Annotated in this window: 26 protein-coding genes; 18 read left to right on the top strand and 8 right to left on the bottom strand. The window is 52.2% G+C overall.

The window, feature by feature from the left end; translation table 11 throughout:
• Nucleotides 1–349 precede the first annotated feature (349 nt).
• The 3 genes from NDI45_RS08425 to NDI45_RS08415 all read left to right on the top strand — a co-directional run bounded on the left by NDI45_RS08425 (nucleotide 350) and on the right by NDI45_RS08415 (nucleotide 4,144).
• Complete coding sequence (locus NDI45_RS08425; RefSeq protein ID WP_190792028.1) at nucleotides 350–1,027, top strand: sugar transferase; 678 nt, start codon at nucleotides 350–352, stop codon at nucleotides 1,025–1,027.
• Nucleotides 1,028–1,222: 195 nt separating this feature from the next.
• The gene (locus tag NDI45_RS08420; RefSeq protein ID WP_190792027.1) at nucleotides 1,223–2,302 is read left to right on the top strand and encodes an ElyC/SanA/YdcF family protein; all 1,080 of its coding nucleotides are present in this window, start codon (nucleotides 1,223–1,225) and stop codon (nucleotides 2,300–2,302) included.
• 84 nt (nucleotides 2,303–2,386) lie between these two features.
• Nucleotides 2,387–4,144 carry an ABC transporter ATP-binding protein gene (locus NDI45_RS08415; protein WP_348247036.1) on the top strand — a complete coding sequence of 586 codons (1,758 nt, stop codon included), beginning with the start codon at nucleotides 2,387–2,389 and terminating at the stop codon, nucleotides 4,142–4,144.
• A 60-nt stretch (nucleotides 4,145–4,204) separates the two neighbouring features.
• Here NDI45_RS08415 and yidD read toward each other — a convergent pair whose 3' ends face one another.
• Both yidD and aat read right to left on the bottom strand, forming a co-directional pair.
• On the bottom strand, nucleotides 4,205–4,435 hold the full coding sequence (gene yidD / locus NDI45_RS08410; RefSeq protein ID WP_190792025.1) for a membrane protein insertion efficiency factor YidD: 231 nt from the start codon (nucleotides 4,433–4,435) through the stop codon (nucleotides 4,205–4,207).
• Nucleotides 4,436–4,549: 114 nt separating this feature from the next.
• Nucleotides 4,550–5,128: a leucyl/phenylalanyl-tRNA--protein transferase gene (aat, locus tag NDI45_RS08405; protein ID WP_190792024.1), complete on the bottom strand. Its 579-nt coding sequence runs from the start codon at nucleotides 5,126–5,128 to the stop codon at nucleotides 4,550–4,552.
• A 90-nt stretch (nucleotides 5,129–5,218) separates the two neighbouring features.
• Between aat and NDI45_RS08400 the strand changes: the two genes are divergently transcribed.
• From NDI45_RS08400 to cobT, 4 genes are all read left to right on the top strand, one after another.
• Complete coding sequence (locus NDI45_RS08400) at nucleotides 5,219–5,551, top strand: hypothetical protein (RefSeq protein ID WP_190792023.1); 333 nt, start codon at nucleotides 5,219–5,221, stop codon at nucleotides 5,549–5,551.
• A gap of 235 nt (nucleotides 5,552–5,786) precedes the next feature.
• Nucleotides 5,787–5,939 (top strand): hypothetical protein, encoded by a 153-nt coding sequence (locus NDI45_RS08395; RefSeq protein WP_348247035.1) that lies wholly within the window; start codon nucleotides 5,787–5,789, stop codon nucleotides 5,937–5,939.
• 110 nt (nucleotides 5,940–6,049) lie between these two features.
• Nucleotides 6,050–6,877, top strand: a complete 828-nt coding sequence (locus NDI45_RS08390; protein ID WP_190792021.1) for a DUF2232 domain-containing protein — start codon at nucleotides 6,050–6,052, stop codon at nucleotides 6,875–6,877.
• Nucleotides 6,878–6,879: 2 nt separating this feature from the next.
• On the top strand, nucleotides 6,880–8,013 hold the full coding sequence (gene cobT / locus NDI45_RS08385) for a nicotinate mononucleotide-dependent phosphoribosyltransferase CobT (RefSeq protein ID WP_190792020.1): 1,134 nt from the start codon (nucleotides 6,880–6,882) through the stop codon (nucleotides 8,011–8,013).
• A gap of 123 nt (nucleotides 8,014–8,136) precedes the next feature.
• Here cobT and NDI45_RS08380 read toward each other — a convergent pair whose 3' ends face one another.
• On the bottom strand, nucleotides 8,137–8,514 hold the full coding sequence (locus tag NDI45_RS08380; protein ID WP_190792019.1) for a hypothetical protein: 378 nt from the start codon (nucleotides 8,512–8,514) through the stop codon (nucleotides 8,137–8,139).
• A 227-nt stretch (nucleotides 8,515–8,741) separates the two neighbouring features.
• Between NDI45_RS08380 and NDI45_RS08375 the strand changes: the two genes are divergently transcribed.
• The 3 genes from NDI45_RS08375 to NDI45_RS08365 all read left to right on the top strand — a co-directional run bounded on the left by NDI45_RS08375 (nucleotide 8,742) and on the right by NDI45_RS08365 (nucleotide 10,704).
• Nucleotides 8,742–9,290, top strand: coding sequence for a phycobiliprotein lyase (locus tag NDI45_RS08375; RefSeq protein ID WP_348247034.1), 549 nt, complete (start codon nucleotides 8,742–8,744; stop codon nucleotides 9,288–9,290).
• A complete protein-coding gene (locus NDI45_RS08370; RefSeq protein WP_242067339.1) occupies nucleotides 9,291–9,473 on the top strand; it encodes a hypothetical protein in 183 nt (60 codons plus the stop codon).
• Nucleotides 9,474–9,537: 64 nt separating this feature from the next.
• Nucleotides 9,538–10,704 (top strand): extracellular solute-binding protein, encoded by a 1,167-nt coding sequence (locus tag NDI45_RS08365; RefSeq protein WP_348247033.1) that lies wholly within the window; start codon nucleotides 9,538–9,540, stop codon nucleotides 10,702–10,704.
• On the opposite strand, the gene NDI45_RS08360 is transcribed toward NDI45_RS08365, so the two are convergent.
• Nucleotides 10,682–11,254, bottom strand: coding sequence for a hypothetical protein (locus NDI45_RS08360; protein ID WP_190792017.1), 573 nt, complete (start codon nucleotides 11,252–11,254; stop codon nucleotides 10,682–10,684). The genes NDI45_RS08365 and NDI45_RS08360 overlap by 23 nt on opposite strands.
• A gap of 438 nt (nucleotides 11,255–11,692) precedes the next feature.
• Here NDI45_RS08360 and NDI45_RS08355 point away from each other — a divergent pair, with 438 nt between their 5' ends.
• Complete coding sequence (locus NDI45_RS08355; RefSeq protein WP_190792016.1) at nucleotides 11,693–12,001, top strand: NIL domain-containing protein; 309 nt, start codon at nucleotides 11,693–11,695, stop codon at nucleotides 11,999–12,001.
• Nucleotides 12,002–12,072: 71 nt separating this feature from the next.
• Complete coding sequence (locus NDI45_RS08350; RefSeq protein ID WP_348247032.1) at nucleotides 12,073–13,470, top strand: TldD/PmbA family protein; 1,398 nt, start codon at nucleotides 12,073–12,075, stop codon at nucleotides 13,468–13,470.
• A gap of 130 nt (nucleotides 13,471–13,600) precedes the next feature.
• Here NDI45_RS08350 and NDI45_RS08345 read toward each other — a convergent pair whose 3' ends face one another.
• Nucleotides 13,601–15,007 carry an IctB family putative bicarbonate transporter gene (locus NDI45_RS08345; RefSeq protein ID WP_348247150.1) on the bottom strand — a complete coding sequence of 469 codons (1,407 nt, stop codon included), beginning with the start codon at nucleotides 15,005–15,007 and terminating at the stop codon, nucleotides 13,601–13,603.
• A gap of 1,047 nt (nucleotides 15,008–16,054) precedes the next feature.
• On the opposite strand from NDI45_RS08345, the gene hetR reads away from it, so the two are divergent.
• Together hetR and ctpB are read left to right on the top strand one after the other, a co-directional pair.
• On the top strand, nucleotides 16,055–16,954 hold the full coding sequence (hetR, locus tag NDI45_RS08340; protein ID WP_190793033.1) for a heterocyst differentiation master regulator HetR: 900 nt from the start codon (nucleotides 16,055–16,057) through the stop codon (nucleotides 16,952–16,954).
• Nucleotides 16,955–17,465: 511 nt separating this feature from the next.
• A complete protein-coding gene (gene ctpB, locus NDI45_RS08335; protein WP_190793034.1) occupies nucleotides 17,466–18,800 on the top strand; it encodes a carboxyl-terminal processing protease CtpB in 1,335 nt (444 codons plus the stop codon).
• A 194-nt stretch (nucleotides 18,801–18,994) separates the two neighbouring features.
• On the opposite strand, the gene hemW is transcribed toward ctpB, so the two are convergent.
• A complete protein-coding gene (gene hemW / locus NDI45_RS08330) occupies nucleotides 18,995–20,215 on the bottom strand; it encodes a radical SAM family heme chaperone HemW (protein WP_348247149.1) in 1,221 nt (406 codons plus the stop codon).
• 268 nt (nucleotides 20,216–20,483) lie between these two features.
• Between hemW and NDI45_RS08325 the strand changes: the two genes are divergently transcribed.
• From NDI45_RS08325 to NDI45_RS08310, 4 genes are all read left to right on the top strand, one after another.
• Nucleotides 20,484–21,566 carry a PIN/TRAM domain-containing protein gene (locus NDI45_RS08325; protein ID WP_190793035.1) on the top strand — a complete coding sequence of 361 codons (1,083 nt, stop codon included), beginning with the start codon at nucleotides 20,484–20,486 and terminating at the stop codon, nucleotides 21,564–21,566.
• A 37-nt stretch (nucleotides 21,567–21,603) separates the two neighbouring features.
• Nucleotides 21,604–21,786, top strand: coding sequence for a hypothetical protein (locus NDI45_RS08320; RefSeq protein ID WP_190793036.1), 183 nt, complete (start codon nucleotides 21,604–21,606; stop codon nucleotides 21,784–21,786).
• A 150-nt stretch (nucleotides 21,787–21,936) separates the two neighbouring features.
• Nucleotides 21,937–22,410 (top strand): hypothetical protein, encoded by a 474-nt coding sequence (locus NDI45_RS08315; protein ID WP_190793037.1) that lies wholly within the window; start codon nucleotides 21,937–21,939, stop codon nucleotides 22,408–22,410.
• A gap of 112 nt (nucleotides 22,411–22,522) precedes the next feature.
• Nucleotides 22,523–22,660: a photosystem II reaction center protein K gene (locus NDI45_RS08310; RefSeq protein ID WP_036531950.1), complete on the top strand. Its 138-nt coding sequence runs from the start codon at nucleotides 22,523–22,525 to the stop codon at nucleotides 22,658–22,660.
• Between the two features lie 200 nt (nucleotides 22,661–22,860).
• Here NDI45_RS08310 and NDI45_RS08305 read toward each other — a convergent pair whose 3' ends face one another.
• Together NDI45_RS08305 and NDI45_RS08300 are read right to left on the bottom strand one after the other, a co-directional pair.
• A complete protein-coding gene (locus tag NDI45_RS08305) occupies nucleotides 22,861–24,066 on the bottom strand; it encodes a choice-of-anchor Q domain-containing protein (RefSeq protein WP_348247031.1) in 1,206 nt (401 codons plus the stop codon).
• A complete protein-coding gene (locus NDI45_RS08300; protein WP_348247030.1) occupies nucleotides 24,063–24,743 on the bottom strand; it encodes a hypothetical protein in 681 nt (226 codons plus the stop codon). Before NDI45_RS08300 ends, NDI45_RS08305 begins: the two co-directional genes overlap by 4 nt.
• Nucleotides 24,744–25,012: the final 269 nt, after the last annotated feature.

Here is a 25,012-nt window from a genome sequence, read left to right as displayed (position 1 = left end):
TTGCAGATGAGTGTGGTTTTCAAGACGTTTTCAGGACCAATACTGTGACTTTTGATGCAGCAACCGGGTAAGTCGCTGTAAGCCAATCCACCGAAATTAAAATTTCATCGGTAGAAAATATAAAAAAGAGAACCAACATCTGCTGTCTTCATCTCAGCTTCACAAAACTCTAGGGATCATTCAGTATTTCTACAGAACTAAAAAGCTTTTGCAAAGAAGCGAATTTCCCTCGATGCTTGATATGCCGCGATTTTATACTTCAGGAATAAAATGGTAGTCGTTTTGTCCTAGACACTTCTCCTAGCCACTTCCCTCGTCACTCACCTAGACATTGTACGGGCTTCTAAGCATGACTGACTCCGTGATTCAGCAAGCAGGGCACTCTATTTCCCTTCCTATAGGGCTGCAAGTTCAGGCTCCTCACCCCTCTGCCTCTTCAGTCATTAAGCGCATGATCGATATTGTGGGGGCGATCGTCGGGCTACTCCTGCTCGCCTTGATGTTTATTCCGATCGCCGTGGTCATCAAGCTAGACAGCCCTGGACCAATTTTCTTTCGGCAGGAGCGATTTGGCTTACGGGGCAAGACGTTTACGCTGCTCAAGTTTCGATCGATGGTGCAAAACGCCGATCAACTCAAAGCCCTGGTTCAAAACGAAGCAAAGGGGCTTATCTTTAAGAACGAGCAAGACCCTCGGATTACTCGTGTTGGGCAATTTCTGCGAAAGACCAGCCTGGATGAGTTTCCCCAGTTCTGGAATGTACTGATGGGCGATATGAGCCTGGTTGGAACCCGTCCGCCGACCCGCGATGAAGTCAGCCGCTATGCTGATCGGCACTGGCTGAGGCTCAACGTTAAACCAGGGCTAACCGGAGAGTGGCAGGTCAGTGGACGTTCTGCCATTAAGGACTTTGAACAGATTGTTGAGCTGGATCTGCGCTATCAGCAACGCTGGCATCCGCTCTATGACTTGCAGTTAATTTTCCAGACGATCGCCGTCATTCTGAATCGATCGGGCGCATATTAGTCCAGATTCTTGATTTTGAGTTCTCACTACGTTTTCCAGGAAGTGATAGCCCTTGCCGTTTGGTAGGGGCTTTTTTTTAACCGTTTGTACCGAGTTTGAGTACATTAGAGCAGGTCTCAATTCGATTACCCCCAGCGGGGAACTCCCCACTCGATTCGCTCCACTTGGTTATGCTCTGCCGCGATAACAAAGCCCATGTTTGAACTGATTACGCAACTGCTGCTCCTGACTGCCATCTTTTTTATCGTTCGCTACGTTCTGCAAAATTTTATCGATCGTCGCTATCTCACCTGGTTGGGCGGGATTGTGCTGGTGCTGCTGCTGGTGCTGGCGTTTCTACAGCCGACCAATCGCACGGTTGGGATTTTGTGGTCGTTTATTGCCTTTTTCCTGCGACCGTTGGGGCTATCGCTGGTGCTGCTGGGTGCGGCAATGCGAAAGGGCTTAAAGTCGGTGGATGGAGGACAGGTGCTTGCCGCTTTCTTGATTTTGCTGATCTTTAGCTTGCCGCTGACGGCATACCTGCTCACGGCTCAAACCGAGCAGCGAACCGTGCTAGAGGCAGTGCAGCGTCAGGAGGCATCCAATCCTCAGGAAGGGCAGGCGATCGTCGTACTGGGCGATGGGGCATTGCCCTCTGACCCGTCTTCGCGAATTCGGACCCAGATCAGCAACACCACAGGCGGTTTGAGCGTTAATCTTCAGTCGCGGCTACTTTATGCGGCTCAGCTTTATGGAACTCGCGTGGCACGGGGCAACACCCCACTGGTGATCGTCAGCAGCATTGACGGCAATAACGAAGCGGTTAACAGCGATCAGAGCATCCGGGCACTGTTGACGGCGAATGGTGTGCCCAACGATCGGATTCAGATCGATCGCAATGGGGTTGATCCGCGCAGCAGTGCAGAAGCCGCTCGCAATATTTTGACCACAACTGCCGGGAATGGGAACTGTCGGCTATTTGCGGTTTGCGATAACAATGCCAGTCCGGTTCCGGCTCCTGCCACGGCAGGTCGGGTTCCGATCGTCCTGGTGGCTCCTACCCTCTCGATCCGGCGAACTGCCTCGACTTTTACCCGGCTCAACTTTAGCGTCATTCCTCGACCGACTGATTTTTATGTGTTTCAGATTCAGCGCGGACTTCAGTTTGCCGCCGTCACCGATATTATCCCTAGTGCAGAGGCGTTGGTGATTACGACGCGGGTGGTGGATGAATACCTGGCAACAATTTATTACTTCCTCAGAGGTTGGCTGGCTGACCCCCTGACCGTTTAAGCTGCGGAAAAAGGAATCAAAACGATAGACTGTGAGTGATGCTCGCTGCTCTGCTGGGTGCTGACTTATCTGGCTTCCGTAACTATGGCTGACTCCCGTTCCCGCTTCAAAAAACTGCTGTCCTACATGCGCCCCCACTGGAAAGGTGCGGCGATCGGGATTGCTTCGTTGGTCGTTGTGAACTGGCTGTCGGTGCAGATTCCGCTGCTGATTCGCGATGGGCTGGATGAGCTTCAGCAGAATTTTAATTTCGATCGCGTCATCTATTATTCGCTGCTGGTGCTGCTGCTTTCGTCAATTATGTGGCTGGCGCGGATGTCGTCGCGGATTTTGCTGTTTGGCGTGGGGCGACAGGTAGAGTTTGACCTGAAGCAGCAAATTTTTCGCCATTTGTTGGGACTGGAACCGAGCTATTTTGCCATCAATACCCCCGGAGATCTGATTAGCCGTGCGACGAGCGATGTTGATAATATTCGCCGTCTGGTGGGTTTTGCGGTGCTGAGTACGGTGAATATTATCCTGGCTTACGCGCTGACCCTGCCCGCGATGCTGTCGATCAACGTTCGGTTGACGCTGGTGGCAGTTGCCGTGTATCCGTTGATTCTGGCGTTGGTGCAGCTATTTAGCCAGCGACTGCGAAACTACCAAATGAACGTGCAGCAGGAAACCGCAAGCCTGAGTGACCTGATTCAGGAAGACATGAGCGGCATTGCCCTGATCAAGATCTATGCCCAAGAAGACAACGAGCGACGCGCTTTTCGTCAGCTAAACCATGAGCTGTTGCGGGCAAATCTACGGCTTTCCAAAACGCAAAACACCCTGTTTCCCCTGCTGCGAGGATTGGCAAGTGTGAGTCAGTTGGCACTGCTGTCGCTGGGCATTGGGGCGATCGGCAACAATACGCTGTCCGTCGGGGACTTTGTGGCGTTGTTACTGTTTGCAGAACGGCTCGTCTTTCCCACAGCTCTGCTGGGCTTTACGATTACGGCATTTCAGCGCGGGGAAGTCAGTATCGATCGTCTCGAAACCATCCTCTCCACCGCACCCCGAATCCATGATGTTCCTGATGCGATCGGGCTAAAACGATCGGAAGTCCGGGGAGAACTGCGGGCAGAAGAACTGAGCTACACCTATGGTGGGGCAAAACAGCCTGCGCTCGATCGCGTGAAGTTCCTGATTCGTCCGGGCGAGACGGTGGCGATCGTAGGGTCGATCGGTTCAGGTAAAAGTACCCTAGCCAACGCAATTCCGCGCCTGCTGGAGATTGAACCCGGTCAGCTTTTCCTCGACGGGCACGATATCACACAGATTCGTTTGCAGGATTTGCGATCGGCGATCGCCTATGTGCCGCAGGAAAGTTTCTTGTTCAGCACTACGATTCAAAACAACATTCGCTATGGTGATCCCGTGAGCGAACAGCCTGAGGTGGAATACGCGGCAAAACAGGCACAAATCCATACCGAAATTCTCAACTTTCCGCAGCAGTACGAGACGATCGTGGGCGAACGCGGCATTACCCTTTCTGGTGGTCAGCGACAACGAACTGCGTTAGCCAGAGCTCTACTCACCGACGCGCCCGTGCTGATTTTGGACGATGCCCTTTCCAGCGTAGACAACCAGACTGCCACTGCAATTCTGCACAACCTCTCCGAGGGAACTCGCCGCAAAACGGTGCTGTTTATCTCTCACCAGCTCTCTGCGGCTGCGACTGCCGATCGGATTCTAGTGATGGATCACGGGCGAATTGTGCAGGCAGGTAGCCATTCTGAGTTAATCGCTCATTCAGGACTTTATCGCCAGCTCTGGGATCAGCACGAATTGCGGGAAGTGCAGGCAAGCTAGCCGCTTAAACTGGGCGACAGACTTTACAAGAAGGAATATTGCAACCCTGTAGCCAAACTCTCATTCTTCTAGCACCTGTTTAGGCGGAACCGGATCGTAGCCGCCCGGATGAAACGGGTGACAACGCAAGATTCGCCGCACGGTGAGCCAGCTTCCCTTAATTGCGCCAAATCGCTGAATTGCCTCAATGCCATATTGTGAACAGGTCGGCTGAAAGCGGCAGGAGGGCGGAAACAGGGGTGAAATTAAAAGGCGATATGCCTGAATGAGCCAGATCAAAACTTGCTTCATATCTTTAGTTTATTTCAGTCAACTCTATACAGCTTTCCCCTCTATTAAGGTACGAGGGGGTGGGGACACAGCTCCTGCACCCCCCTTCTCTGTACTTCATCTGCCTGAAAAAGGCTATATCAGCGAGCAAGGCTGCTGGAGTGCCCGATTCAGCAAGTTTTTGTATTCTCGATCGCCAATTAAATACGCTCCAAATCGTTCTAAATGAGGGTTCGTCATCTGAGCATCAAATAAAGTGAACTGGCGCGATCGAAGCCGTTCCACTAATTTCACCATCGCTACTTTTGAGCCTTCGGGAATGCGGTAAAACATGGATTCGCCGATAAAGGCTCCGCCGATTACCAGTCCCAGGATTCCGCCTGCCAATTCGTTACCCTGCCAGGTTTCAAAGCTGTGTGCCCAGCCTGCCTGGTGCAGTTCCTCATAAATTTGCTGAAGTTCGCCAGAGATCCAGGTGGTTTCACGATCGGCGCAGCCTTCGACGACTTCTGCAAAGGCACGATCGACCGCAACGGTAAAGCGATTTTGGTTAAGGACGCGTTGAAGCGATCGGGGGTAGCGAAACTGTTCATCTAGGGGAATCAGTGCCCGCTTGCGGCTACTGTACCAGTCGAGATTGCCCTGCTCGTCTGCCATCAAGAAATAGCCCTGAGCATAGCCAGCCACAATTGAGTCAATGTCATAGCGAGTCATAACCCGACGCTTCGCTTTAGGATGATCTCAACGTACGATAACCCAGGAAGGTAGGATAAACATATCGATTTGCGAGTGAGGGAAGCGACGATGGCTGAACCAATCCCACCCGTGACACTGCCGCCCGCAAGCAATGCTGAGCAGGAGGGTGAATGGCTGAAAGCGTCTTTGCATCGCTGGCTGGATGAAGAATTTTTGCCGGAAGCGGTGAATCATCAAATTGCGGCGAGAGCAGCCCAGGTGTTTGTGCGCCAGCGCATGGAAGGGGAAAACGATGTGGGATCGCTGGTGATTGCGATCGTCACCGAAATGCAAGGATTTGACTTTTCCCGGAGTTTCTACAGTGAGTTTGCAGTTGCCAATGCGGTTAGCGATTTGCTGCTTGATAGTTTAGGAATCGATCGCTGCTGCGGGCAGGGCTAGGACGGGAATTCAAGGCTCACCCAGGAGTGGCTTGCTCTCGTTTAGATCTTCCTAAACCCCAAAAGGAGCTTTGAGTGGTTCAGTTTTCCTTCGTGAGCAGTTGAGTTTGGTTCTTTCCTTCTGGGAGGGGAACTGGGGAAGATCTCAGCTTCTACAATACTTACCAGGAATTTAGAACGATCGCTCTTTCAAATCCGCTCTTTTAAGTAAGGTCACAAGTAGGACTAAAGCTGCAATGGTAAACGTTGGATTTGGCTGGTTTGCGCTAATCCTGGTTTTGCTCCAGATTTTTCTGCTGCTGTGGTTCATCGATACGCTCAGGAGCATCAAACTCTATCTGCGCGACATTCGCGATCTTTTGCGGCAGTCCACCCGAAACTCAAACTGAGAAAGCGCAGCCTCAGGTCGCTGGGAAAGGCGATCGCTCCAGAAAAGGGAACTGCTCCGCATCGACCGGGAGAAACGATAGAGTAGATCAGCGATCTCTTCTGGTACGGCATGAGTGACTCTTTAGCAGGCAACCCGGCAGACCCCAAAGGCAATCAAATTTCCAGTGGGTCAAATTCTCCTCATTCGTCGGCAGACGACCTGGAACGGGAATTTGCCGAAGTCGAAGCCAGCCTGACGATCGATCGAGATTCGCCTGCTGCCAATGCCCCAACGCCAGATCAGCCGATCCGAGTCATGACCCCCACGCTGGTGATGGTCGAGACAGCATTTCTTGCCAGCACTGCGAGTTTAATGTGGCTAGTGAGCTATTACCTCAGCATCGGACCCTGGATGCGGATTTTGTTTCCGCTGCCGATCGCCCTTGCCTATCTGCGATGGGGATTCCGGGCTTCGTGGATGTCGGCGGTGGTTTCTGGGCTGCTGCTGTCGGTGCTGATGGGTCCATATCTCAGCATTTTGTTTTGTGTACCTTATGCGTTTCTGGGCGTGCAGCTTGGGGCAATGTGGCGACGCGGTTCTCCCTGGCTGCCCTCGATCGCGATCGGCACGATCATCGCCATGTTTGGCTTCTTTTTCCGGTTAGCAATTCTCTCGGTGTTTTTGGGCGAAGATCTGTGGACTTATCTCACCAATCGCATTACGGATTTAATCCAGATCGTGCTCACCCGCCTGGTCAATTGGGGCTTTGTGGGCATTGATGTGCTGAGCCAAACCAATGTAACCGTCGTGCAAATTGCCACGATCGCGATCGTGCTACTGAGCGATCTAGTCTATCTCTTCACCGTGCATCTGGCGGCATGGCTACTGCTGAAACGACTGAATAACCCGATTCCCGACCCGCCGCACTGGGTACAGGTGATTATGGACGAAGAGTAAGCATGCTCCGCCTCTACACCCAACTGAGTCAAACCCAAGCCTGGATCGATCGCCACAAAAGAAAACTTCCTCAGTTCGCCTGCGTGCTGGGCTTTACAGAGACGGGGCTAATTCCGGGGATCTCGGCGGCGGGAGCAACACCAGACGATCGGCAGTTTACAGCGATCGCTGATGCAGAATTTCTATATCACGGAGTGCAGGCTCAGCCCAAGTTTCCCTTGCCGCCGCTGGTTGCTGGGGCTTCGCCAACATTGATTACTCGTGCGATCGTGGCAAAGCTTCAGATTCCGACCCTGATCTTGAATGCGGGACTGCCCAAGCCGCCAACGGTTCCGGCAATCGATTTAGGGGGAATGCCTGCCCGGTGTTTGACAACTGGGAGGGCGATCGATCGGGCTGTCGTTCAGCATTTGTTTCAGCAAGGGCTGCGCTGGGGAGAGAAGCTGGCAGCACAAAATCCTGCAGGCTACCTGATTCTGGGCGAATGCGTGGTAGGCGGCACCACAACAGCTCTGGCAGTTCTAACAGGCTTGGGCTGGCAAGCCGAGGGAAAAATTAACAGTAGCCATTCCACCTGTAATCACCCACAAAAATGGGCGATCGTGCAGCAGGGACTCGATCGCTGGAAAACTTCGACTTCCTCAACTCCCTTAACTTCCCCGGCTCCCTTGATTCACCCGTTTGCGGTCATTGCTGGGTTGGGCGACCCGATGCAAATTGTCGTGGCGGGAATGACGATCGCAGCCAGCCGGACCTGTGGGGTGTTGCTCGCAGGGGGGACACAGATGCTTGCCGTGTACGCGCTAACCCAATCGATTGCCCTTGCCGAAAACCTCTTCTGGCAGCCAGAACAGGTGGTGGTGGGTACAACGCGCTGGGTGGCTGAAGATCCAACCGGAGATACAGTGGGGTTAGCTGCTTTGCTAGAAGCTCCTTTGCTGGCGACGAGTTTAAGCTTTGCCAATTCTCGCTATGCTCAACTGCGAATCTACGAGCAGGGATACGTCAAGGAAGGCGTGGGAGCCGGAGGCTGTGCCATTGCTGCCCATTTATTTGCAAACTGGAGCCAGCATCAACTGCTGGAAACGATCGAATTTTTGATGGATGAACAGCGATCGATAGAAAGTTTCGGCTAGAAATTCCACGGGTGAACTCGCCTTCGCCGCAATCTTCGTAAAAGCGAATGCTAGATAAGAGTTTCTCTAATGAAGAACTACTGCAACGTGACTGAAAAATAAGCTGAAATTTGTCGCTCCGGCCTAGTGAACTCGCTTGGATAAAAGCTGTTCTTCGAGGGCAGCAATGCGATTATAAGCGGCGGTCAGTTGGGCGGTCAGGCGCTGAATTTGCATCTCTGTCGAAAGGGTTCGATCGCTAGAACGCGCTTCAGAATCTGAATAGCTCACATCTTCCAAAACATCTTTGTGCTGTTCAATACTGTTCTCCAGCACCAATCGGTTGGAATAAAACGATCGTGAACCGTTTCCACTGCCTTGGAGAAACTGATTCCGATTTTCTAACACCCCTTTGAGCGTGGTTAAAATCTCAGCAGTCTGATGGCTTAACTGCTCAACAATGTCCTGGGTAGCGTCAATCTTGAGATGTAGTGTCGCTACCTGTTCCTGGAGTAAATCCATCTGACAATCTGCCTTATTTCTTAAACGTGCTTACATCTTAGGGAATGAATAGTTCAATTAAGCAAGATTCCTGAATCATTTAACGTTTTGACAACTTCTGATTTATTCTGGAGGGGAAGATTTTGCATTACAAACTAAAAGACTCTTGAGGAATATTATTTCCAGTGCAACTTGCAGGAAAATGGTCAACCTGATTTGATCTAAATATCTTTTCGCTTGATGCCTCAATGCTCAGCTTCCAAGACTTTTTTACTGCCTGTGCAGGTACTTGGCAGACTGAAAGAACGTATCACTCTGTCTTAACAGGTGAAGTTGAACGCTCTTATACTGAATTTCGCGCCGATACGCTTGATCAATCCGAAAAACAGCGAATTTTAATCAGATCACCGGCTCAGCCCGGTCAAGTTGCCGAACAAAGTTTTTCTGGAATTCAAATTGCGCTCGATCGCCTTCTGCAAAGTCCGCTGAGCTGGTTTGGCTTTGCGATTTCGTTTGCGACTCGCTCCGAAACGGGCGAAGAAGTTGCGATGAGTCTAAAAGCTTTGTTTATGCCCGACGAGTTCGTGCTGACCCAGCCCAAAGCCGTGAAGCCCATGCCTCTGCCTGTAGCTGCCCAGGTTCCGCTCGATCCGGCAGGAGAAATGATTCAGGGATTTTATCTGCGCGACCAGGGCTACTATCAGCCAGGAGCGATCGCCGGACGCTTCACTTATCAGCCCACCCGCCAAACGCTAGAAATGACGACCTACTACAAAAGCCGATCGCCGTTGATCTAAATGCGATTCATCCGCCCTGATCTGCGCCTGCGAACGATCGTCACCTACCAGCGACCCGAAGACGATCAAATCCCTGCGTCTGTGGTCAGCCTGGTTGGATTCGTTCGGTATGGAACACAAGCAGCCTTAAACCCACTTTCCATTGCTCAATCCATTCATTGCGATCGGCACAATAGACAATAGTAAAGAAGACAATAGAAGACAACAGTAAAGACAACCTCACCCCCTTATTCCTTTACCCCCTTTCATGAACCGCCGATCGCTCCTCATCGCCGCCGGAACCCTGGCAGTCAGCTATTCTCTCACCGGATGCAGCCCCGCAACCAACGCCGATCTGCGCGTCAGGCTCCTCGAAAACTCTATTCCGGCAGAACTGCTTAAAGCGTTTCAGCGGCAGGTTGCCCGCGACAAAAATCTCAAATTGCTGCCCACCAGTCAGCTTGCCGACCTGTTTAAGCTGCTGCAAACTTGGAAGCCGCAAGCCACATCGGAGCAACCTACTGCTGGACTCCCATTTGTGAATAGCCGCCGAACCGTCCCGGTTGCTGACCTGGTAACGCTGGGCGATGCGTGGCTAACGAGCGCAATTCAGCAAGGATTGATTCAACCCATTCAAACTGCCAATCTCACTGACTTTCAATCTTTACCAGACCCCTGGCAAGCCTTTGTCCGGCGCGATCGCCAGGGACAGCCTACCCCCAATGGCGAAATCTGGGCAGCTCCCTACCGAGCCGGAACCCTGATGATTGCTTACCGCCATCAGGAATTTGAACGACTGGGCTGGACTCCTCAAGACTGGCAGGACCTGTGGCGATCGGAGCTACGCAGAAAAATCTCTCTGCCCGACAGTGCCCGCGCCGTAATTGGACTGACGCTCAAGAAACTGGGGCAATCGATCAATCGCGACGACCTCAATGCCGTCCCCTCCCTTGAAGCAGAACTCAACGCTCTTCATCAGCAAGTCAAGTTCTACGGCTCCACTAATTATCTACAGCCGCTCCTGCTGGGCGATACCTGGGTTGCGATCGGCTGGTCCAGCGAAATTCTGCGAATGGCAAAGCGCGATCGACGAATTCGCGCAGTTGTTCCCCCCAGCGGCACGATTTTGACCGCAGACCTGTGGGTTCGTCCCGCAACCGCAGCCGCCGGCTCCAGCCGCCAAACCCTCGAAAACCAGTGGATTAGCTTTTTCTGGCAGCCCCAGGTTGCAGAGCAGCTTTCGCTCTTGAGTCTGGCAGCCTCGCCTGTATTGCTGAAAAGCGATCGATCTGCCCTGCCCGAAGCCCTGCGCCAAAATCAAACCCTGTTGCCGCCCCAGAACAGTCTGGACAAAAGCGAATTTCTGCTGCCCTTACCCGATCGGACGATCGAGCAGTATCGCCAGCTCTGGACTAAGGTGAGGTTGCAGGGGTGATCAGAGGCGCGAGCGGATTCAGAAACGCATTGGGAGTCGCAGGCGAAAGAAAAATTCGACAGGTCGGAGCATTGCTCGGACAGATATACGCCCCCAGCAATTCCCCCCGACCATTAAACACCCGCGTACTGTAGCCAAACTCTTCTGACACCCGCCCAAACCGCAACAAAAAACCATACTGTGCCAGGTAATCCGTATTGTTCCAAACCTGCTGATTCACCAGCAGATCCACCCTCGGCGGCACATCCTCCCTTCCCGGAAACGCAAACCAATATTCCAGTAAATTTCCCCCATACTGCTGCTGCGCCCACCACAGGCTCGGAACCGTCAGCCCGGTCTGGGAAATCGTTTCCGGCGTAACCACTCCCTGATTGATTAACTGCTGCCGTTCCTCCGGCAAGTTGAGAGACTGAATCTCCAGCGGATCGGTCAGCAGCAGCACGGTCTCATCATCCACCGCGATCGCCCTGCCACCTAGCAGCCCTGTGCCTAGCATCAAGCTAACGACCCCATAGAAGAAACTTGTCTTCCATTGCGGCCTGATACCCATTGCCCTATTCCTCAGCATTCCTTAAACCTCTTGCCCAGTACCTAAATTCGCCAATTTTCCAATTCCAAAGTAATCACTAATTAAAATTTCTTGGGTCTCTAATCCTGGGTCTCTAGTGACTTCACACCTCCCACAACCTCCAGCCTCTCGTCATGCAATCGGCTTCTGGAAGGGTTTGGGGGACACAGTCGTTTGCTGAATTCGGGGAGAGCGAACGAGCGCCTTTTCCTCCGGCTCCTGCAAGACCTTACTCCCACTGGCTAACCTCCAGTATTTTCTCACTCCAGCCTTGATCCAATGATCGCCCCCTAGAAAAATCGTTCCATCCCGACTACACTAAATTAAGTCTCGTAAGCCGACCGGTTTATCGTAGATTAAATTTTTCCTCAAATTAATCCTAAACCTCTGATCGCAACTCCTTTACCTTTCTGAAAAGCCATGACCTCACTCAAACCCTTCAGTTCTCCCCACGCTGTCTCTAGCCCCGACGATCGCCAAAACGCCCAGACTCGAATTCGGCTTCGCATTCCAAAACGCTATCAGCAAGAGCCAATCATCTCTAACCTGATTACCCAGCACGGCTTAACCATCAACATCCGGGCAGCCCTACTTGGCGCAAACGCCCGTGAGGACGGCTGGTTTGACCTGGAACTGCATGGACCCAGTATCCAGATTGAGAGTGCGCTGATGTATCTCAACGACCTCGATCTTGAGATCTGGCACGACAACAACGAGGATGGCTGGTAGCCTGATCGTTCCTGACAACAACTCGTGCCCCGCTGAGACAAAATAGAAACAGTCTCGATCGCGGAATCCCTATGGCTACCCAACTGGCTGATGCAAAAAATCTGCTCGCTGATCTCATGGCGCGCTATCGATCGCAGGTCGATTACCTGGCGATTCGGCTCGAAGAAGCAGAAGGAACCGACATTCTCCTGCGCGGCAACCGCATAGAAACGCTAAGTGAAGGCATCTCAATCGGTGGTCAGGTTCGTGCCTGCTACAAAGGCGGTTGGGGGTTTGCCAGCTTTAATCGCCTCTCTAGTCTTAAAGACCGAATCGAAGAAGCGATCGCCGCTGCTCGTCTGGTGGGCGACGAAGAAACCCTGCTGGCTCCGGTCGGGGCAATTCAAGACGTGCGCCAACTGCCGCTTACCGGAACCGACCCCCGCCAGATTCCCCTTGTGCAAAAGAAAGCTCTGTGTAGCCACTATGCTGACATTCTGAGAAGTGTGGACGCTCGCATCGCGACAACCTCAGTTCGATACGGGGACAGTGCTCAGCGCATTATTCTTGCCACCTCCGACGGCACGATGATCGAGCAATCCTGGGTTGATCTGGAAATGCGCTTTGCCGCCACTGCCCGCAACGGCGAAACTGTCCAAACCGGACGAGAAACCACTGGATCGCGTAAAGCTTATGAAGATCTAGAGCAACTCGACCAACAGGTGCAAAGTGCTGCCCAACGCGCTGTCGATGCGCTGGTCCTGCCTCCGGTCAAAGGCAACACCTATACAGTCGTGATTGATCCCATCCTGTCGGGCTTGTTTGTCCACGAAGCCTTTGGGCATTTGTCCGAGGCAGACATGATCTACGAAAATCCAGATCTGATGGAAGTCATGACTGTTGGGCGGCGATTTGGTCCGCGTGATCTGCAAATTTTTGACGGGGCAGCTCCAGAAGGGCATCGCGGCAGCTATTTCTACGACGACGAAGGCGTACCTGCCACTACTACCCAGCTTATTCAGGACGGCATCCTGTCTGGAAGGCTTCACTCCCGCGAGACCGCAGGCAAGCTCGGCGAAACCCCCACCGGAAACGCACGCTGCCTTAGCTACCACTTCCCGCCGATCGTCCGAATGACCAACACCTGGATCGCACGCGGGAGTACTCCGGTCGGTCGCTTGTTTGACGGCATCGAGGAAGGCGTTTATGCCCGCAACTGGCTCGGCGGCATGACCAACGGCGAAATGTTTACCTTTGCTGCTGGGGAAGCCTGGATGATCCGGAACGGCAAACTTGCAGAACCCGTGCGTGATGTCAATCTCTCCGGCAATGTGTTCACTACGCTGGCAGACATTGAGGCGATCGGCGATGACTTCTACTGGGATGAATCGGGCGGCTGCGGCAAGGGCGGACAAAGCGGCTTACCCGTCGGCTGTGGTGGTCCGAGCCTGCGAATTCGTGATGTCGTAGTGGGCGGCGAAGCTGAGTAAGCCTATTGCTTAGCCAGAAGGAGATTCAGTAGGGGCGGTTCGCGAACCGTCCTTATTTTCGAATCCCCACCTTATTTTCGAATCCCCACTTCAGTCCCACAGCTTTATCCCTTGAACCGACCCCGCCAACTCACTGCGAATCTACCTTAGAACCTTCTGCCGCATCAACGGGCTGAGAAAATGGGTAATAGCTTGCTACGATCGCCACCATTAGCCACCACAGCGTACTCACCTGCGGACGATACCAGACCGTATCCACCAGTCCGTGTGCCAGCATTCCCACCATCGTTGCCAGAGCCGCAATCAGCCAGAAGCCTTCCCGATTGGCAGACTGTCTAAGCTTTTGAAGCTGGAGCCATCCCTGATTCAACGTCACCAGCAGTAGCCACAGAAAACACCCCAGCCCTAGAAATCCGCCTTCCACTGCAAGTTCGAGGAACACCGAATAGGCACTGAGAGCTGTGAATCCAGTCTCCTGATAGCGCGGATACACTCGGTTAAACGCATCGTTGCCGGGACCGATCCCCAGCACCGGATAATCCTTGATCATGCGGATCACGGCAGTCCAGACGTTAATCCGAAAGTTATTGCTGCTGTCTTCTCGCCCAACAAATATACTCATCACCCGATCGCGCAGCGGATCAACCACGATTACGGCAAGCGTAACCAGAACGGCAAATGCCCCCAGGACGATCGGCAGTGCCCAACGTCGCCAAAAGCGCGGCAGGTAGACGCTAAACCAGTGAATCAGCAGCACCAGCAGCGCAAAGCTAGCAATCACAAAGCCAATCCATCCACCCCGGCTAAAGGTCAGCACCAGACAGGCAGAATGAATGCCCCACATCAGCAGTGCCAGCAATTTCGGTGTCCACCGCTTCCAGGCAAAAACGGCTGCCGCACTAAAAATTACCGCAGGAAGTAGGTAGGCAGCTAGCAGATTCGGATTTCCCAGATAGCTATAAACTCGCGTCGTACCCGCTAGAGTCGATTCCGGGTCAACCCAGGTTGCCAGTTCATCTGCGCCGAAAAACCACTGCCGCAAGCCAGCAATGCTCACAACCAGGGCAGTTAATAAATAAATGGCAATCAACGCCGATCGCACTCGCGCCGATCGCAGCACCCGTGCCAGCAGCGCAAACAAAACCAGGTACAGCGTTAGCTTTGTCCAGCCTTCGATCGCCGCAGTTCGCACTGGAGAGAGAGCCGTCGCGATGGTTACGACTGCCCAATACAGCAAAACCAGGAGGTGAATTGGCGTGAGTCCAGATCCTGATTCCGCATTGTCTGAAAGCGTCAGCAGCCCCCAGTAGCCCGCACAGGCAATCAGCAGCACGCCAATAATGCTGGTTGATAGAAAAGGAGCCAAACCATAGATCACGGCTGCTAGTAGCCCGCCGATCGGTTCTGCCCACTGCAACAGCCAGCTTCCATCGCGCCAGCGTCGCAAACTGCCGATCGGGGAATGGGCATAGCTCGATCGGCTCCACTGGGTTAAGGGTAGTCTGACCAGGGTGATCTGTTGCCAAACGGAATAGATGGGACTTGGAAGTTGCACGGCTACTTCTGGGTGATTTCCCCGATAAAACATCTCCCCGCCATTATCCTTAAAAGTCGCTCTTTTGCAAAAGCAACTGTAGGATTTCTCATTCCCTTGCGATCGAACACTCATTCCGATCGAGCACAATCAGACACAATCGAATACAAAGCGATTTGGCTCATCTCTGCCCGTTTTGCCGTCCTCCGTTCTGCCATCGATCGCTGTCCGACTGCCTTAAAATGCATCGCTTTGTTGAGTCGCGTGATAATTTTGCCTGTTGTGGGAATACTGAAAAATTTTCTTTTATCTCAAGCAGACCAAAGCAGAATTCAATCTTGTATAAAGTCGATCGAACTTTCCTGACCGATGGACATAGGGGACGTATTTGGGATTAGAAACGCTCATCTAAAGTCTCTCATGTTGACATCCTCGCTCCTTGTTTCGATTGGTTTTGTTGTAGCAGCCAGTTTTGTAGAATCCTCTTTGCTGCTTACCGGTCAACCTGGCATTCCTTACGCTGAAAAGGGCTTCATTCAAAGCAAGGATTTGCATCAAACAGAATTGATGGCAACATGCCTCGAAGGCGACCATCGAGGTAGCGGACGCTAAAACTATCTGTTCATCGTGCTGTTTAAGGCACTCTTGATTAGAGCAGTTGATTTGGAGCATTTGCTTTAATCGAAAGTGACAGATTGGTTTAAATTGTTTAGCGTGTTGCTTCATCAATTCCCTAGAAAAAGTAAAATTAATTGTAAATTTTTGAGCAAGACCATCAATTCGGGTATTGTGGCAGCAAATTTGCTGGCAAGATACATAGCATTCAGCTATTGCAGCGATAATTCCACAGATTTACAGAACAGTAAAAAGTACCAGTGTCTTCTAAAATGGTTTAGTCTTGCCCAAATAGACGCGTAAATTCGTTCTTGATAAATTAATAGCAGCAGAGCTGAAATAAAGTGTGCCAGATTACGGCTACACCGAGATGACCCCAGCGAAGCCTCTCGTTTTCCCTCTACGTATCCTCTTGCTCGATACCTTACCCAAAAGATGACGAACGATACCGATCTGATCAAACGTCTTAGTCCAAGTGCGATCGATCAGATCATGCTCTATTTAGCGTTTAGCGCAATGCGAACCGGAGGACACCGACACGGAGCCTTCCTGGATGCGGCAGCAACCGCTGCAAAGTGCGCGATTTATATGACCTATCTGGAGCAGGACGAAAACCTGCGAATGACAGGACACCTCCACCACATTGAGCCAAAGCGAGTCAAGGTCATTGTCGAAGAAGTCAGGCAAGCCCTGACCGAGGGGAAACTGCTCAAAATGCTGGGTTCTCAGGAGCCACGCTACCTCATCCAGTTTCCCTACATTTGGCTGGAACAATACCCCTGGCAACCGGGACGATCGCGAGTTCCCGGCGGTGGTCTTTCTAGCGAGGAGAAGCGACAGATCGAGGAAAAGCTGCCGCCAAACTTGCCAGATGCTCAGTTGGTCAACTCGTTCCAGCTTATGGAGATCATCGAATTTCTCCATCTGCGTTCCCAGGAAGACGTGCCGCCCCACGGACGAATGCCGCTTAGCGAAGCTCTGGCAGAACACATTAAGCGGCGATTGCTTTACTCTGGGACCGTCACACGCATTGACTCGCCCTGGGGAATGCCCTTTTACGCCCTGACCCGCTCTTCCTATACTCCCGCTGATGAGGAAGAACGCACTTACATCATGGTGGAAGACACTGCCCGCTTCTTCCAAATGATGCGAGACTGGGCAGACCGTCAGCCAGGGGTCGCCAGAATTTTAGAAGAGCTAGACATTCCGCCCGATCGCCTGGAGCAGGCACTGACTGAGCTAGACGAAGTCATTCGCCAGTGGGCAGATCGCTACCATCAGGCAGGCGGCGAGCCGTTTGTTCTGCAAATGATTGCCGGGGCAAAAGTCGAGTAGCCGCATTGAGCCGCATTAAAGCGGTAGACTCTGCTTCAGATCGTGTTGCGCATGCAGGAACAACTTGAGCTAGAAATGTTCTGAGATCCTTGTGATCGTCAGTTTGACCTTTGCTAAACTAGCGAGGAAGAATTTAGACCCTCCTTAGCTGGGGGTGAATCGACCTAACTGATTAACTGAATTGACTGAATGGTCTCAGGGGCATCAACTCGGTTCGTAATTTGGATGCATCATGATTGTGGTGTGCTGATCCGCTACTTCCAAGGCTGGTTGCTCTAAGGCTACGGAATGTGAGTGCTTAAGCTTTGCAACATTTGTAGGAAGGAATTTGCTTCTGCGGTCATGATGATTTGGAGCGATACGTTTCTGTATCTCCTCTACTCCCATCTGATCCCATTCGAAATTACTGTTAGACAATCTGATCTGACCCTTTCTTAACCCGACTGTCCCCAGTCTGAGCCGAGTGGGTTAGCTGCTGGTATCGTTTTCCGTCTTCTGGGTCTACATTTCTATGAATGATCTCCCTTGCCTTTCCCGCCTTCTGCAAGGTGTTTGCTTTGGAGGCACGCTTGCCGTAGTCACTGTTCTCTCTCCGCTTTACTCTACTGCCCAAGCCGCTTTTCAAAACAATCCCAAAGCCGTTTTAGATGAAGCCTGGCAAATCGTCGATCGCGAATATGTCGATACCACGTTTAACCGAGTGAACTGGCAGGCAGTCCGTCAGGATTTGCTCAGCCGCGACTATACCTCGCCCGAAGCTGCCTACGCTGCACTGCGAGAGGCATTAGAGCAGCTCAACGATCCCTACACTCGCTTTCTTGACCCAAAACAATATCAGACACTCACTAGCCAAACCTCCGGTGAACTGTCCGGCGTGGGTTTGCGCCTGCAACTGCACGAGGAAACGAAAGCCTTAACAGTGGTTGAACCCCTTGCCAACTCTCCTGCCAGTGCAGCCGGAATTCAGACAGGCGATCGAATCCTGGCGATCGATGGGCGATCGACCACGGGCATGAGCGTCGAAACTGCTTCAGAGCTCATCAAAGGAGAAGCGGGAACTCGCATCACTCTGCGAATTGAACGGGAGAGCCGGGCTGCCTTTGACCTGCCCCTGACCCGCGCCCGCATCGAGCTGCCCAACGTTGCCCACGAGCTGCGTCAGGAAGGCAATCAGCGCATTGGCTATATTCGCCTGACCGAGTTTAGCAGTCATGCACCCGATCAAATGAAAAAAGCGATCGAGGATTTGCTGTCAAAGAACGTCAACGGATTTGTGCTGGATCTGCGCGGCAACCCTGGTGGACTGCTGCATGCCAGCGTCGAAATCTCGCGGATGTGGCTCGATGGCGGCGCGATCGTGCGAACGGTCGATCGTCACGGCAACAGCGATCAGATTATGGCAAATCACACTGCTCTGACCCAGCTTCCGCTGGCAGTCCTGGTCGATGGCAACTCGGCAAGCTCTAGCGAAATCGTTACGGGCGCGCTGATGGACAACCAGAGAGCCGTTATTGTGGGTACGCGCACCTTTGGCAAAGCTCTGGTTCAAGCCGTGCATTCGCTGTCCGACGGCTCCGGTTTGGCGGTGACCGTGGCTCACTACTACACCCCGGGCGGCACGGATATCAGCCAGCGAGGAATCACGCCGAATGTTGAAGTTAGCCTCAATGAGCAGCAGCAGCAAACGCTTGCCCGTAATCTGTCGTTGGTCGGCACGAACGCTGATCCCCAGTATGCTCAGGCAGTGAATGTGCTGCGACCCACGATCGCTCAAACCCGGCTTCCGTCGCGTGTTGTGCAGCCGTCGGTGAGTTTAGGGCAAGAGCAAACGAGGCGTTTGAATTAGGACAATTGAATTAACGTCATGCGACCCATCCCAGCCTCAGCCTCGCTCTTTATTTCCTCCTGGAAGGGCGATCGCAGGTCGGGGTGGGTTTATCTGTGCAGTTTAGAACCGTGTCGCTCAGGACAAAGTCCGTAGGGCTGGCTTAATCGATCGGTCTCTGTTCTCGCGATCAAAGTCAGTCCTGATTTTGCTGTTTAACTCAACGACTCAAATAAATCGGACAAAATCACATTCGAGAACAGAAATCCTTCTGGATCAGAAAGCCGAATTCGCGATGTGCGATCACCATTGGTAATTTCAACCCAGCCGCGCTGCTGGTGAGGATTCAAACAGGCAAGAATCTGCTCGATTGCCTCCTGCCCAAATCGATCGCCTAATGCCGTTAAACTGATGCCCTCGGCTAGACGCAAGCCCACCATCAGGGTATCCAGCAAAATCTCGGTTGGCGGCGTGGTCAAGCAATCGATCGACCCACCGCTGGCAACATATTCTGAGACCCACTGATGGTATTGAGTGCGCTTCCGCGGTCGGGTAAACCGTTTCAGGTTAAGATAGCTAGCAGCTCCCATGCCAAAGCCGTAGTAGGGGCGATTTTCCCAATAGACGCGGTTATGCCGACACTGAAAGCCCGATCGCGCGTAGTTTGAGATTTCGTAGTGTTCGTAGCCTGCGTGGGTAAGCGTTTGCTGAGTCAAGCGATACATTTGTGCAGTGGCTTCATCGCTCGGCAGAGGCTTGCTGCCTGCTTCGTACCAACGATCGAAGGCAGTTCCCGGTTCAACGGTCAGGTCGTACACCGAGATATGGGCAGGATTGAAGTCGATCGCAGTCTGCAAAGTGTCCTGCCAGTGTTCCAGCGTTTGATGAGGCAGCCCAGAAATCAGATCGAGGCTAAAGTTTTGCACATTGAGCTGATGCAGCCATTCTACTGCCCGATCAATATCTTCTCGCGTGTGGGTGCGACCGCAGGCAGCAAGCAGTTCGGGTTGAAATGCCTGCACTCCCAGACTAAAGCGATTCATACCAGCGGCAAGATAGCCTTGCAGCTTTTCGCGATCGAAGGTGTCCGGGTCAATCTCCATCGAGATTTCGGCGTTTGGTACGATGCCAAACTGACGATCGATCGTGCTTAGAATTTGCTCAACTTGCTGAGCGGTCAATAGAGAAGGTGTGCCGCCGCCCAAGAAAACCGTTTGCAGTGGATTTCCTCTGGCAGGTGTAGCGCGAATTTCTTGCAGCAGCCCTTCGAGATAGGCAGTAATGGTGCCGTATTGGGAACTTGCTCCGCTTCGAGCCAGCGGTGGCTGATCGCCCACGATCGACACGGCAAAATCACAGTAGTAGCAGCGGCGGCGGCAGAACGGAATATGAAGATATGCGGCTGTTACCGTCTCAGTCAGAGGCGATGCCGCAATAGGAGAAATTGAACGATCGCAGCTCAGGCTCAAGGAATTCAAAAATGCTGACAAAGCGAAAAAGATATAATGAGGTCGTACGGAATTAAAGTTAGCTTCGCAATTGAATCATGTAATTGAATCACTGGAATTTTAGTGAGTTATTCTGCAACTGCCTGAAGCTTGCGTTTCTGCGCGATCGGGGCAACTGCGTCCAGCGAAAAATCCCTGCCGATGCTATTCTGATTCCTAACGAAGTCTGCACCTAATCCTACTTTGGATTATTGTCATGCTTGACGCAATTATCATTATATCTTTCATCATAGCAGGGGCAGGAATTGGCTTTTATAGCGTTGACTTCCTGCCAAACGATGCTTTGGCACAGGTGACGAGCCTAGAGGGGCTGAGTTCAGTCACGGGCGGATTTGGTGCGCTGATTGGTTTGGCGATCGGCATTGTGGCGCAAACTGCCTATCGACGGGTCGAACGGCAAATTCGCGAGATGCCCGTCGATCGCTTGCTGAGTCGATCGGTCGGCTTGGTGCTAGGGCTGCTGGTCGCGAACCTGATGCTGGCTCCCATTTTTCTGCTGCCGATTCCACGAGAGTTTGCCTTTATCAAGCCGCTTGCTGCCGTTTTGGGAAGCGTGCTGTTTGCCTTTTCTGGCATCAATCTGGCAGATATCCACGGTCGAACCCTGCTGCGGCTCATTAATCCTAATAGCGTCGAGTCGATGCTGGTTGCGGAGGGAACGCTCAAGCCGGCAACGAGCAAAATTCTTGATACAAGCTGCATTATCGACGGGAGAATCGAAGATATCCTGGCAACCGGATTTCTAGAAGGACAGTTGCTCGTACCGAGGTTTGTTCTGCAAGAACTTCAGCAAATTGCCGATGCCTCGAACGATCAAAAGCGGGTGCGGGGACGGCGAGGCTTAGATATTCTCAATCAGATTCAAGAAGCATACCCGGAACGCATTATCATTCACCCCGCTGACTACGATGATGTTTCTACCGTCGATGCAAAGCTGGTGCGTTTGGCACAGGACATTAATGGCACATTGCTGACGAACGACTACAACCTCAACAAAGTCGCGAGTCTGCAAAAAGTCAACGTGCTAAATATTAACGATCTGGCTCAGGCAATGCGCCCTGCCTACCTTCCCGGCGACCAGATTGACCTGAAGATTCTCAAGCAGGGCAAAGAACCCGCTCAGGGCGTCGGCTACCTGGATGACGGCACAATGGTGGTGGTCGAAGAAGGCGGCAGCTACATTGGCGGTGAATTAGCGGTCGTCGTCACAGGTTCACTGCAAACTTCCGCCGGACGCATGATTTTTGCCCGTCCTCAAAATTCGACCGTCATTTCCTGAAATAACCGCTCCTGAAATAACCGCAAAAAGTAATTTTATGGCACGGGTGCGAATTAAACCCTGCGATCGCTGTCAGGAGCCTGCCGAAGTCCTCTATCGCGTAAAGGTAGATGCCTCAGAGCAGTGGATTTTTGTCTGCGATCGATGCTATCCCTCCGTAAGCCAAAACAATCCCTACTATGCATATGGCGGAACCTGGAAAGCCCATAAACCCCGCTAACCACTCCTACAGCTCATTCAATGCCTCCAGCAAGAGCTAGCAGATTACTCCCCTTGCTCTCCTCATCTCCCTAGGCTTTCCCACCCCTTCCTGAAATTGTGATAAAGTCCTGTCAATTAAATTTAGAAGCATTTTAATCACAGGTTAGCTATGGGCGATCGTCAATTCAAACTGATCAGAAATTTCGCTCGGAAAGGGTCAGTGCAGCTTGTCATAGCAACTGCTTTGCTGCTTACACTCAGTAGAGCCAGCTTTGCTCAAACTGAAGTTCGGAGCGGGATTTTGCCTTTGTTTCGCTTGACCGATTGGGCTTCTCAGAGTGATTTGAATTTCTCGTCGGGGATGCTAGCAGATTTGCAAAACGATCCGAATTTTGACGGAGATTTTCAGGCAGTTTTCAATGCTGCCACCAATATTCTCAGCGGCTATCGCATTGTGGCGCGAGGTGGCTATTTCCCGGAGAATGCAGGGATTCCTAGAGAGCAGCAGCTTACTCCCGCGCAGGGCGTTTATCGACTTTATACGCTGAACAACGGCAACTTTCTGATGCTTTATCGCTCGCCCAATGAAGAAACTTCTCGCTACTTTATTCGCCGAGCCGGATCAGGCTTTTTGCTGCCCTAAAGCAAATCAGATTCTCTGATAATTAGATTTGTCACTGCGGATGAATTGGAGCGGCGATCGTGTTAAGATACCCAACAATTATGAAATTTGTGTTGGAGAGGTAGACTGATTCATGGAAGCGGCATTGCTCTTAGCAAAATTACCCGAAGCCTACGCGATCTTTGATCCGCTCGTAGACGTTCTGCCTGTGATTCCGGTGTTCTTCCTGCTGCTGGCGTTTGTATGGCAGGCAGCCGTCGGTTTTAGATAAGAATCTCGTTTCACAATTCAATAAAAACGAAATAAAAATTAGGACACTTCATTAAGAGGTGTCCTTTTTGATATTAAAGAGGCTGCTTGGGGCGGATGAAAGGTTCTGCCCCTCAATACGGTCAACTTTCGGAAACTTTGAGACTGAAAAGGGGCTTGGTTTTCCCCTCAGAAGCAGCAGAATAGGGACTGGAATTAACGCTAGACAAAATAGGAGCTCACCTTCAGAACCCCTGCGCTGGCATCTTGTCCGATCATTTGCAGTCCGGTCACGTTAATGATCATGTCCTGATTGGGAGCAAACCTGCGTTCGTTGTCATTCACTGTCAAGAAAGTCTGCTTGCGCCATTGGAACACCACCGCTTCATTTGCCCGTAGAGCTTGATTGCCCTTACGTTGGTGATTTTTGTCCTGAAAAGCTGCCTGCACGCCTGCGCGTAAATTTTCACCTCGCACTTTTCCGGCATTAAACGCGCTACGCGGACGATCGATCGTTGCCAGATTATTGTCATAGTCCAACTGAAGTCGATCGCCTTGAATCGCATTAAAATCCAGAATTCGATCGGGGTTTCGCAGCCGGGAGCCTGACAAAGCCTCGCGTCGGGTTGCGCCCGCATAAATAAAGCGATCGGCTCCGCCGCCACCCGTGAGCAGATCAGATCCCATTCCTCCTCTGAGCCAGTCATTAATACTGCTGCCCGTCAGAACATCGTTGTCTGTGCTGCCTGCGATCGGGGTTTCAGTTCCTGGAGGAGTTGCTGGAGCCGTTGCCCCAAACTCAAATGCGCCTGCATCGATCGAGCCATCGGCGCGGGTAAAGCCTCGCTGATCCAGGGTAGGTGTGCCTGTTCCCACTCCCTTGTTAATCGCAGGACTTCCGGGCAACAGCGCATAAGTCAGAATGCCGCCGCCGTTGTCTTGCAGGGTGCCCAGCATCGGATCGGCGATCGTGATTGCAGTGGTGGCGTTTTTGTTGTCTTTCTCGGGGGGGAATTGAATGTTACCGCCGTAATCAGTGAGTGTACCGCTGCTGTGCTGCTGAATGCCCCAAGGGTTGCCGCCGTTGGCTGCCGTGTTTTTGTACAGGATTGTGTCTTGCAATGAGACTTTGGAGCCGCCAGCAACACTGATGCCACCACCGACCCAGCCTGCCTGATTGTGGGCGATCGTGGTATTGATCAGCTTGGCATCGCTGTAGAGAGCCATCGCACCGCCGAGCGGATAGTAATCTGTACCCACGACTTTGCCGGGTACGGTTCCAGGGGCTTGATTGCCGGAAAAGGTGCTGTTGAGGATCGTTGCAGGTGCGCCCATCAGCCACATTCCGCCGCCCTGGCTCGATGCCGTGTTGTTCACAAATGCGGTTTGGGCGATCGTTAATCCCTGGTTGGGCGAATTGCTTATCACCGCCAGTCCACCGCCATTGCCGCTATTGCCCTGAGCGAGTGCCTGAACCTCGTTGTTTTTGAAAGTGCTGGATGAATCTCGATGCTGTCCTGTGTACCTGTATAGAGATAGGCTGCGCCGCCTTCTGCTTTGCCTTTGTTGCCCTCAAAGAGCGTGCCGCTAATGCGGATTCTTCCCGATGGCTCGTTTGTGCTGCTGGCGCGATCGGTGTAAATCGCACCGCCATAACCCCGCAGGGTTGGATTCTCTTTTCCGGCGTCGTACTGGGCTGCTAGTGTGCTGTTGTTGACAAAGCGGGAGTTTTCGATCGTCAGCTTACCATTCAAACTATTGATTGCCCCGCCGTTAATGCCCTGATTGTTGGTAAAGCTGCTGTTACGAACCGTGAAATTTCCCGAACTCACAAAAGCGATCGCCCCTGCACCGCGCTCATCATTTCCCGCAGTAGCTTTGTTGCCGTTGAATTGAGAGCTGTTGACCGTAAGCTGATTTTCCCAGGCACTATAAATTGCCCCACCCCCTTTGTCTGCCACGTTGTTTTGGAACTTGACACTCTCAACGGTGAGATTAGCTTTGTGCTCTCCCCGAATCGCGCCGCCGTTTTCGGCAGTATAGCCGTTGACCAGCGACAAGTTTTTAAACGTGATGGTTGTGGGAAAGTCCTGGTTGGATTTCACCCAAAAGATACGGGAGCTGTTGTTGCCGCTAATGGTCAATCCGGCAGCCGTGGAGCCGTCGATCGTGATATTTTTTCCGGCAGCAATTTCAATCTGTCCGCTCGTTAAGGTAATGGTTTGGTTCGCTAAATTTGCAGCAAACTGAATTGTATAGCCCTACGCAACAGAGATAGGACAGTAACATAGAGGCTAGAAGAGAGTTGGGAAATGCTCATGTCCGCCCCCTACAGCTACGACCTCCGCACTAAAGCAATCGAGGCAGTCAAACG

The sequence above is a fragment of the Leptolyngbya sp. GB1-A1 genome (genome assembly GCF_039962475.1).
GTDB lineage: Bacteria > Cyanobacteriota > Cyanobacteriia > Elainellales > Elainellaceae > Leptolyngbya_A.
Note: the sequence above shows the minus strand (reverse complement) of the source record. Positions and strands in the feature narration are given on the sequence as shown.

Coding starts and splice junctions, on each gene's coding strand:
- NDI45_RS08425 (WP_190792028.1), top strand. CDS start 350: ATGACTGACTCCGTGATTCAGCAAGCAGGGCACTCTATTTCCCTTCCT.
- NDI45_RS08420 (WP_190792027.1), top strand. CDS start 1,223: ATGTTTGAACTGATTACGCAACTGCTGCTCCTGACTGCCATCTTTTTT.
- NDI45_RS08415 (WP_348247036.1), top strand. CDS start 2,387: ATGGCTGACTCCCGTTCCCGCTTCAAAAAACTGCTGTCCTACATGCGC.
- yidD (WP_190792025.1), bottom strand. CDS start 4,435: ATGAAGCAAGTTTTGATCTGGCTCATTCAGGCATATCGCCTTTTAATT.
- aat (WP_190792024.1), bottom strand. CDS start 5,128: ATGACTCGCTATGACATTGACTCAATTGTGGCTGGCTATGCTCAGGGC.
- NDI45_RS08400 (WP_190792023.1), top strand. CDS start 5,219: ATGGCTGAACCAATCCCACCCGTGACACTGCCGCCCGCAAGCAATGCT.
- NDI45_RS08395 (WP_348247035.1), top strand. CDS start 5,787: ATGGTAAACGTTGGATTTGGCTGGTTTGCGCTAATCCTGGTTTTGCTC.
- NDI45_RS08390 (WP_190792021.1), top strand. CDS start 6,050: ATGAGTGACTCTTTAGCAGGCAACCCGGCAGACCCCAAAGGCAATCAA.
- cobT (WP_190792020.1), top strand. CDS start 6,880: ATGCTCCGCCTCTACACCCAACTGAGTCAAACCCAAGCCTGGATCGAT.
- NDI45_RS08380 (WP_190792019.1), bottom strand. CDS start 8,514: ATGGATTTACTCCAGGAACAGGTAGCGACACTACATCTCAAGATTGAC.
- NDI45_RS08375 (WP_348247034.1), top strand. CDS start 8,742: ATGCTCAGCTTCCAAGACTTTTTTACTGCCTGTGCAGGTACTTGGCAG.
- NDI45_RS08370 (WP_242067339.1), top strand. CDS start 9,291: ATGCGATTCATCCGCCCTGATCTGCGCCTGCGAACGATCGTCACCTAC.
- NDI45_RS08365 (WP_348247033.1), top strand. CDS start 9,538: ATGAACCGCCGATCGCTCCTCATCGCCGCCGGAACCCTGGCAGTCAGC.
- NDI45_RS08360 (WP_190792017.1), bottom strand. CDS start 11,254: ATGGGTATCAGGCCGCAATGGAAGACAAGTTTCTTCTATGGGGTCGTT.
- NDI45_RS08355 (WP_190792016.1), top strand. CDS start 11,693: ATGACCTCACTCAAACCCTTCAGTTCTCCCCACGCTGTCTCTAGCCCC.
- NDI45_RS08350 (WP_348247032.1), top strand. CDS start 12,073: ATGGCTACCCAACTGGCTGATGCAAAAAATCTGCTCGCTGATCTCATG.
- hetR (WP_190793033.1), top strand. CDS start 16,055: ATGACGAACGATACCGATCTGATCAAACGTCTTAGTCCAAGTGCGATC.
- ctpB (WP_190793034.1), top strand. CDS start 17,466: ATGAATGATCTCCCTTGCCTTTCCCGCCTTCTGCAAGGTGTTTGCTTT.
- NDI45_RS08325 (WP_190793035.1), top strand. CDS start 20,484: ATGCTTGACGCAATTATCATTATATCTTTCATCATAGCAGGGGCAGGA.
- NDI45_RS08320 (WP_190793036.1), top strand. CDS start 21,604: ATGGCACGGGTGCGAATTAAACCCTGCGATCGCTGTCAGGAGCCTGCC.
- NDI45_RS08315 (WP_190793037.1), top strand. CDS start 21,937: ATGGGCGATCGTCAATTCAAACTGATCAGAAATTTCGCTCGGAAAGGG.
- NDI45_RS08310 (WP_036531950.1), top strand. CDS start 22,523: ATGGAAGCGGCATTGCTCTTAGCAAAATTACCCGAAGCCTACGCGATC.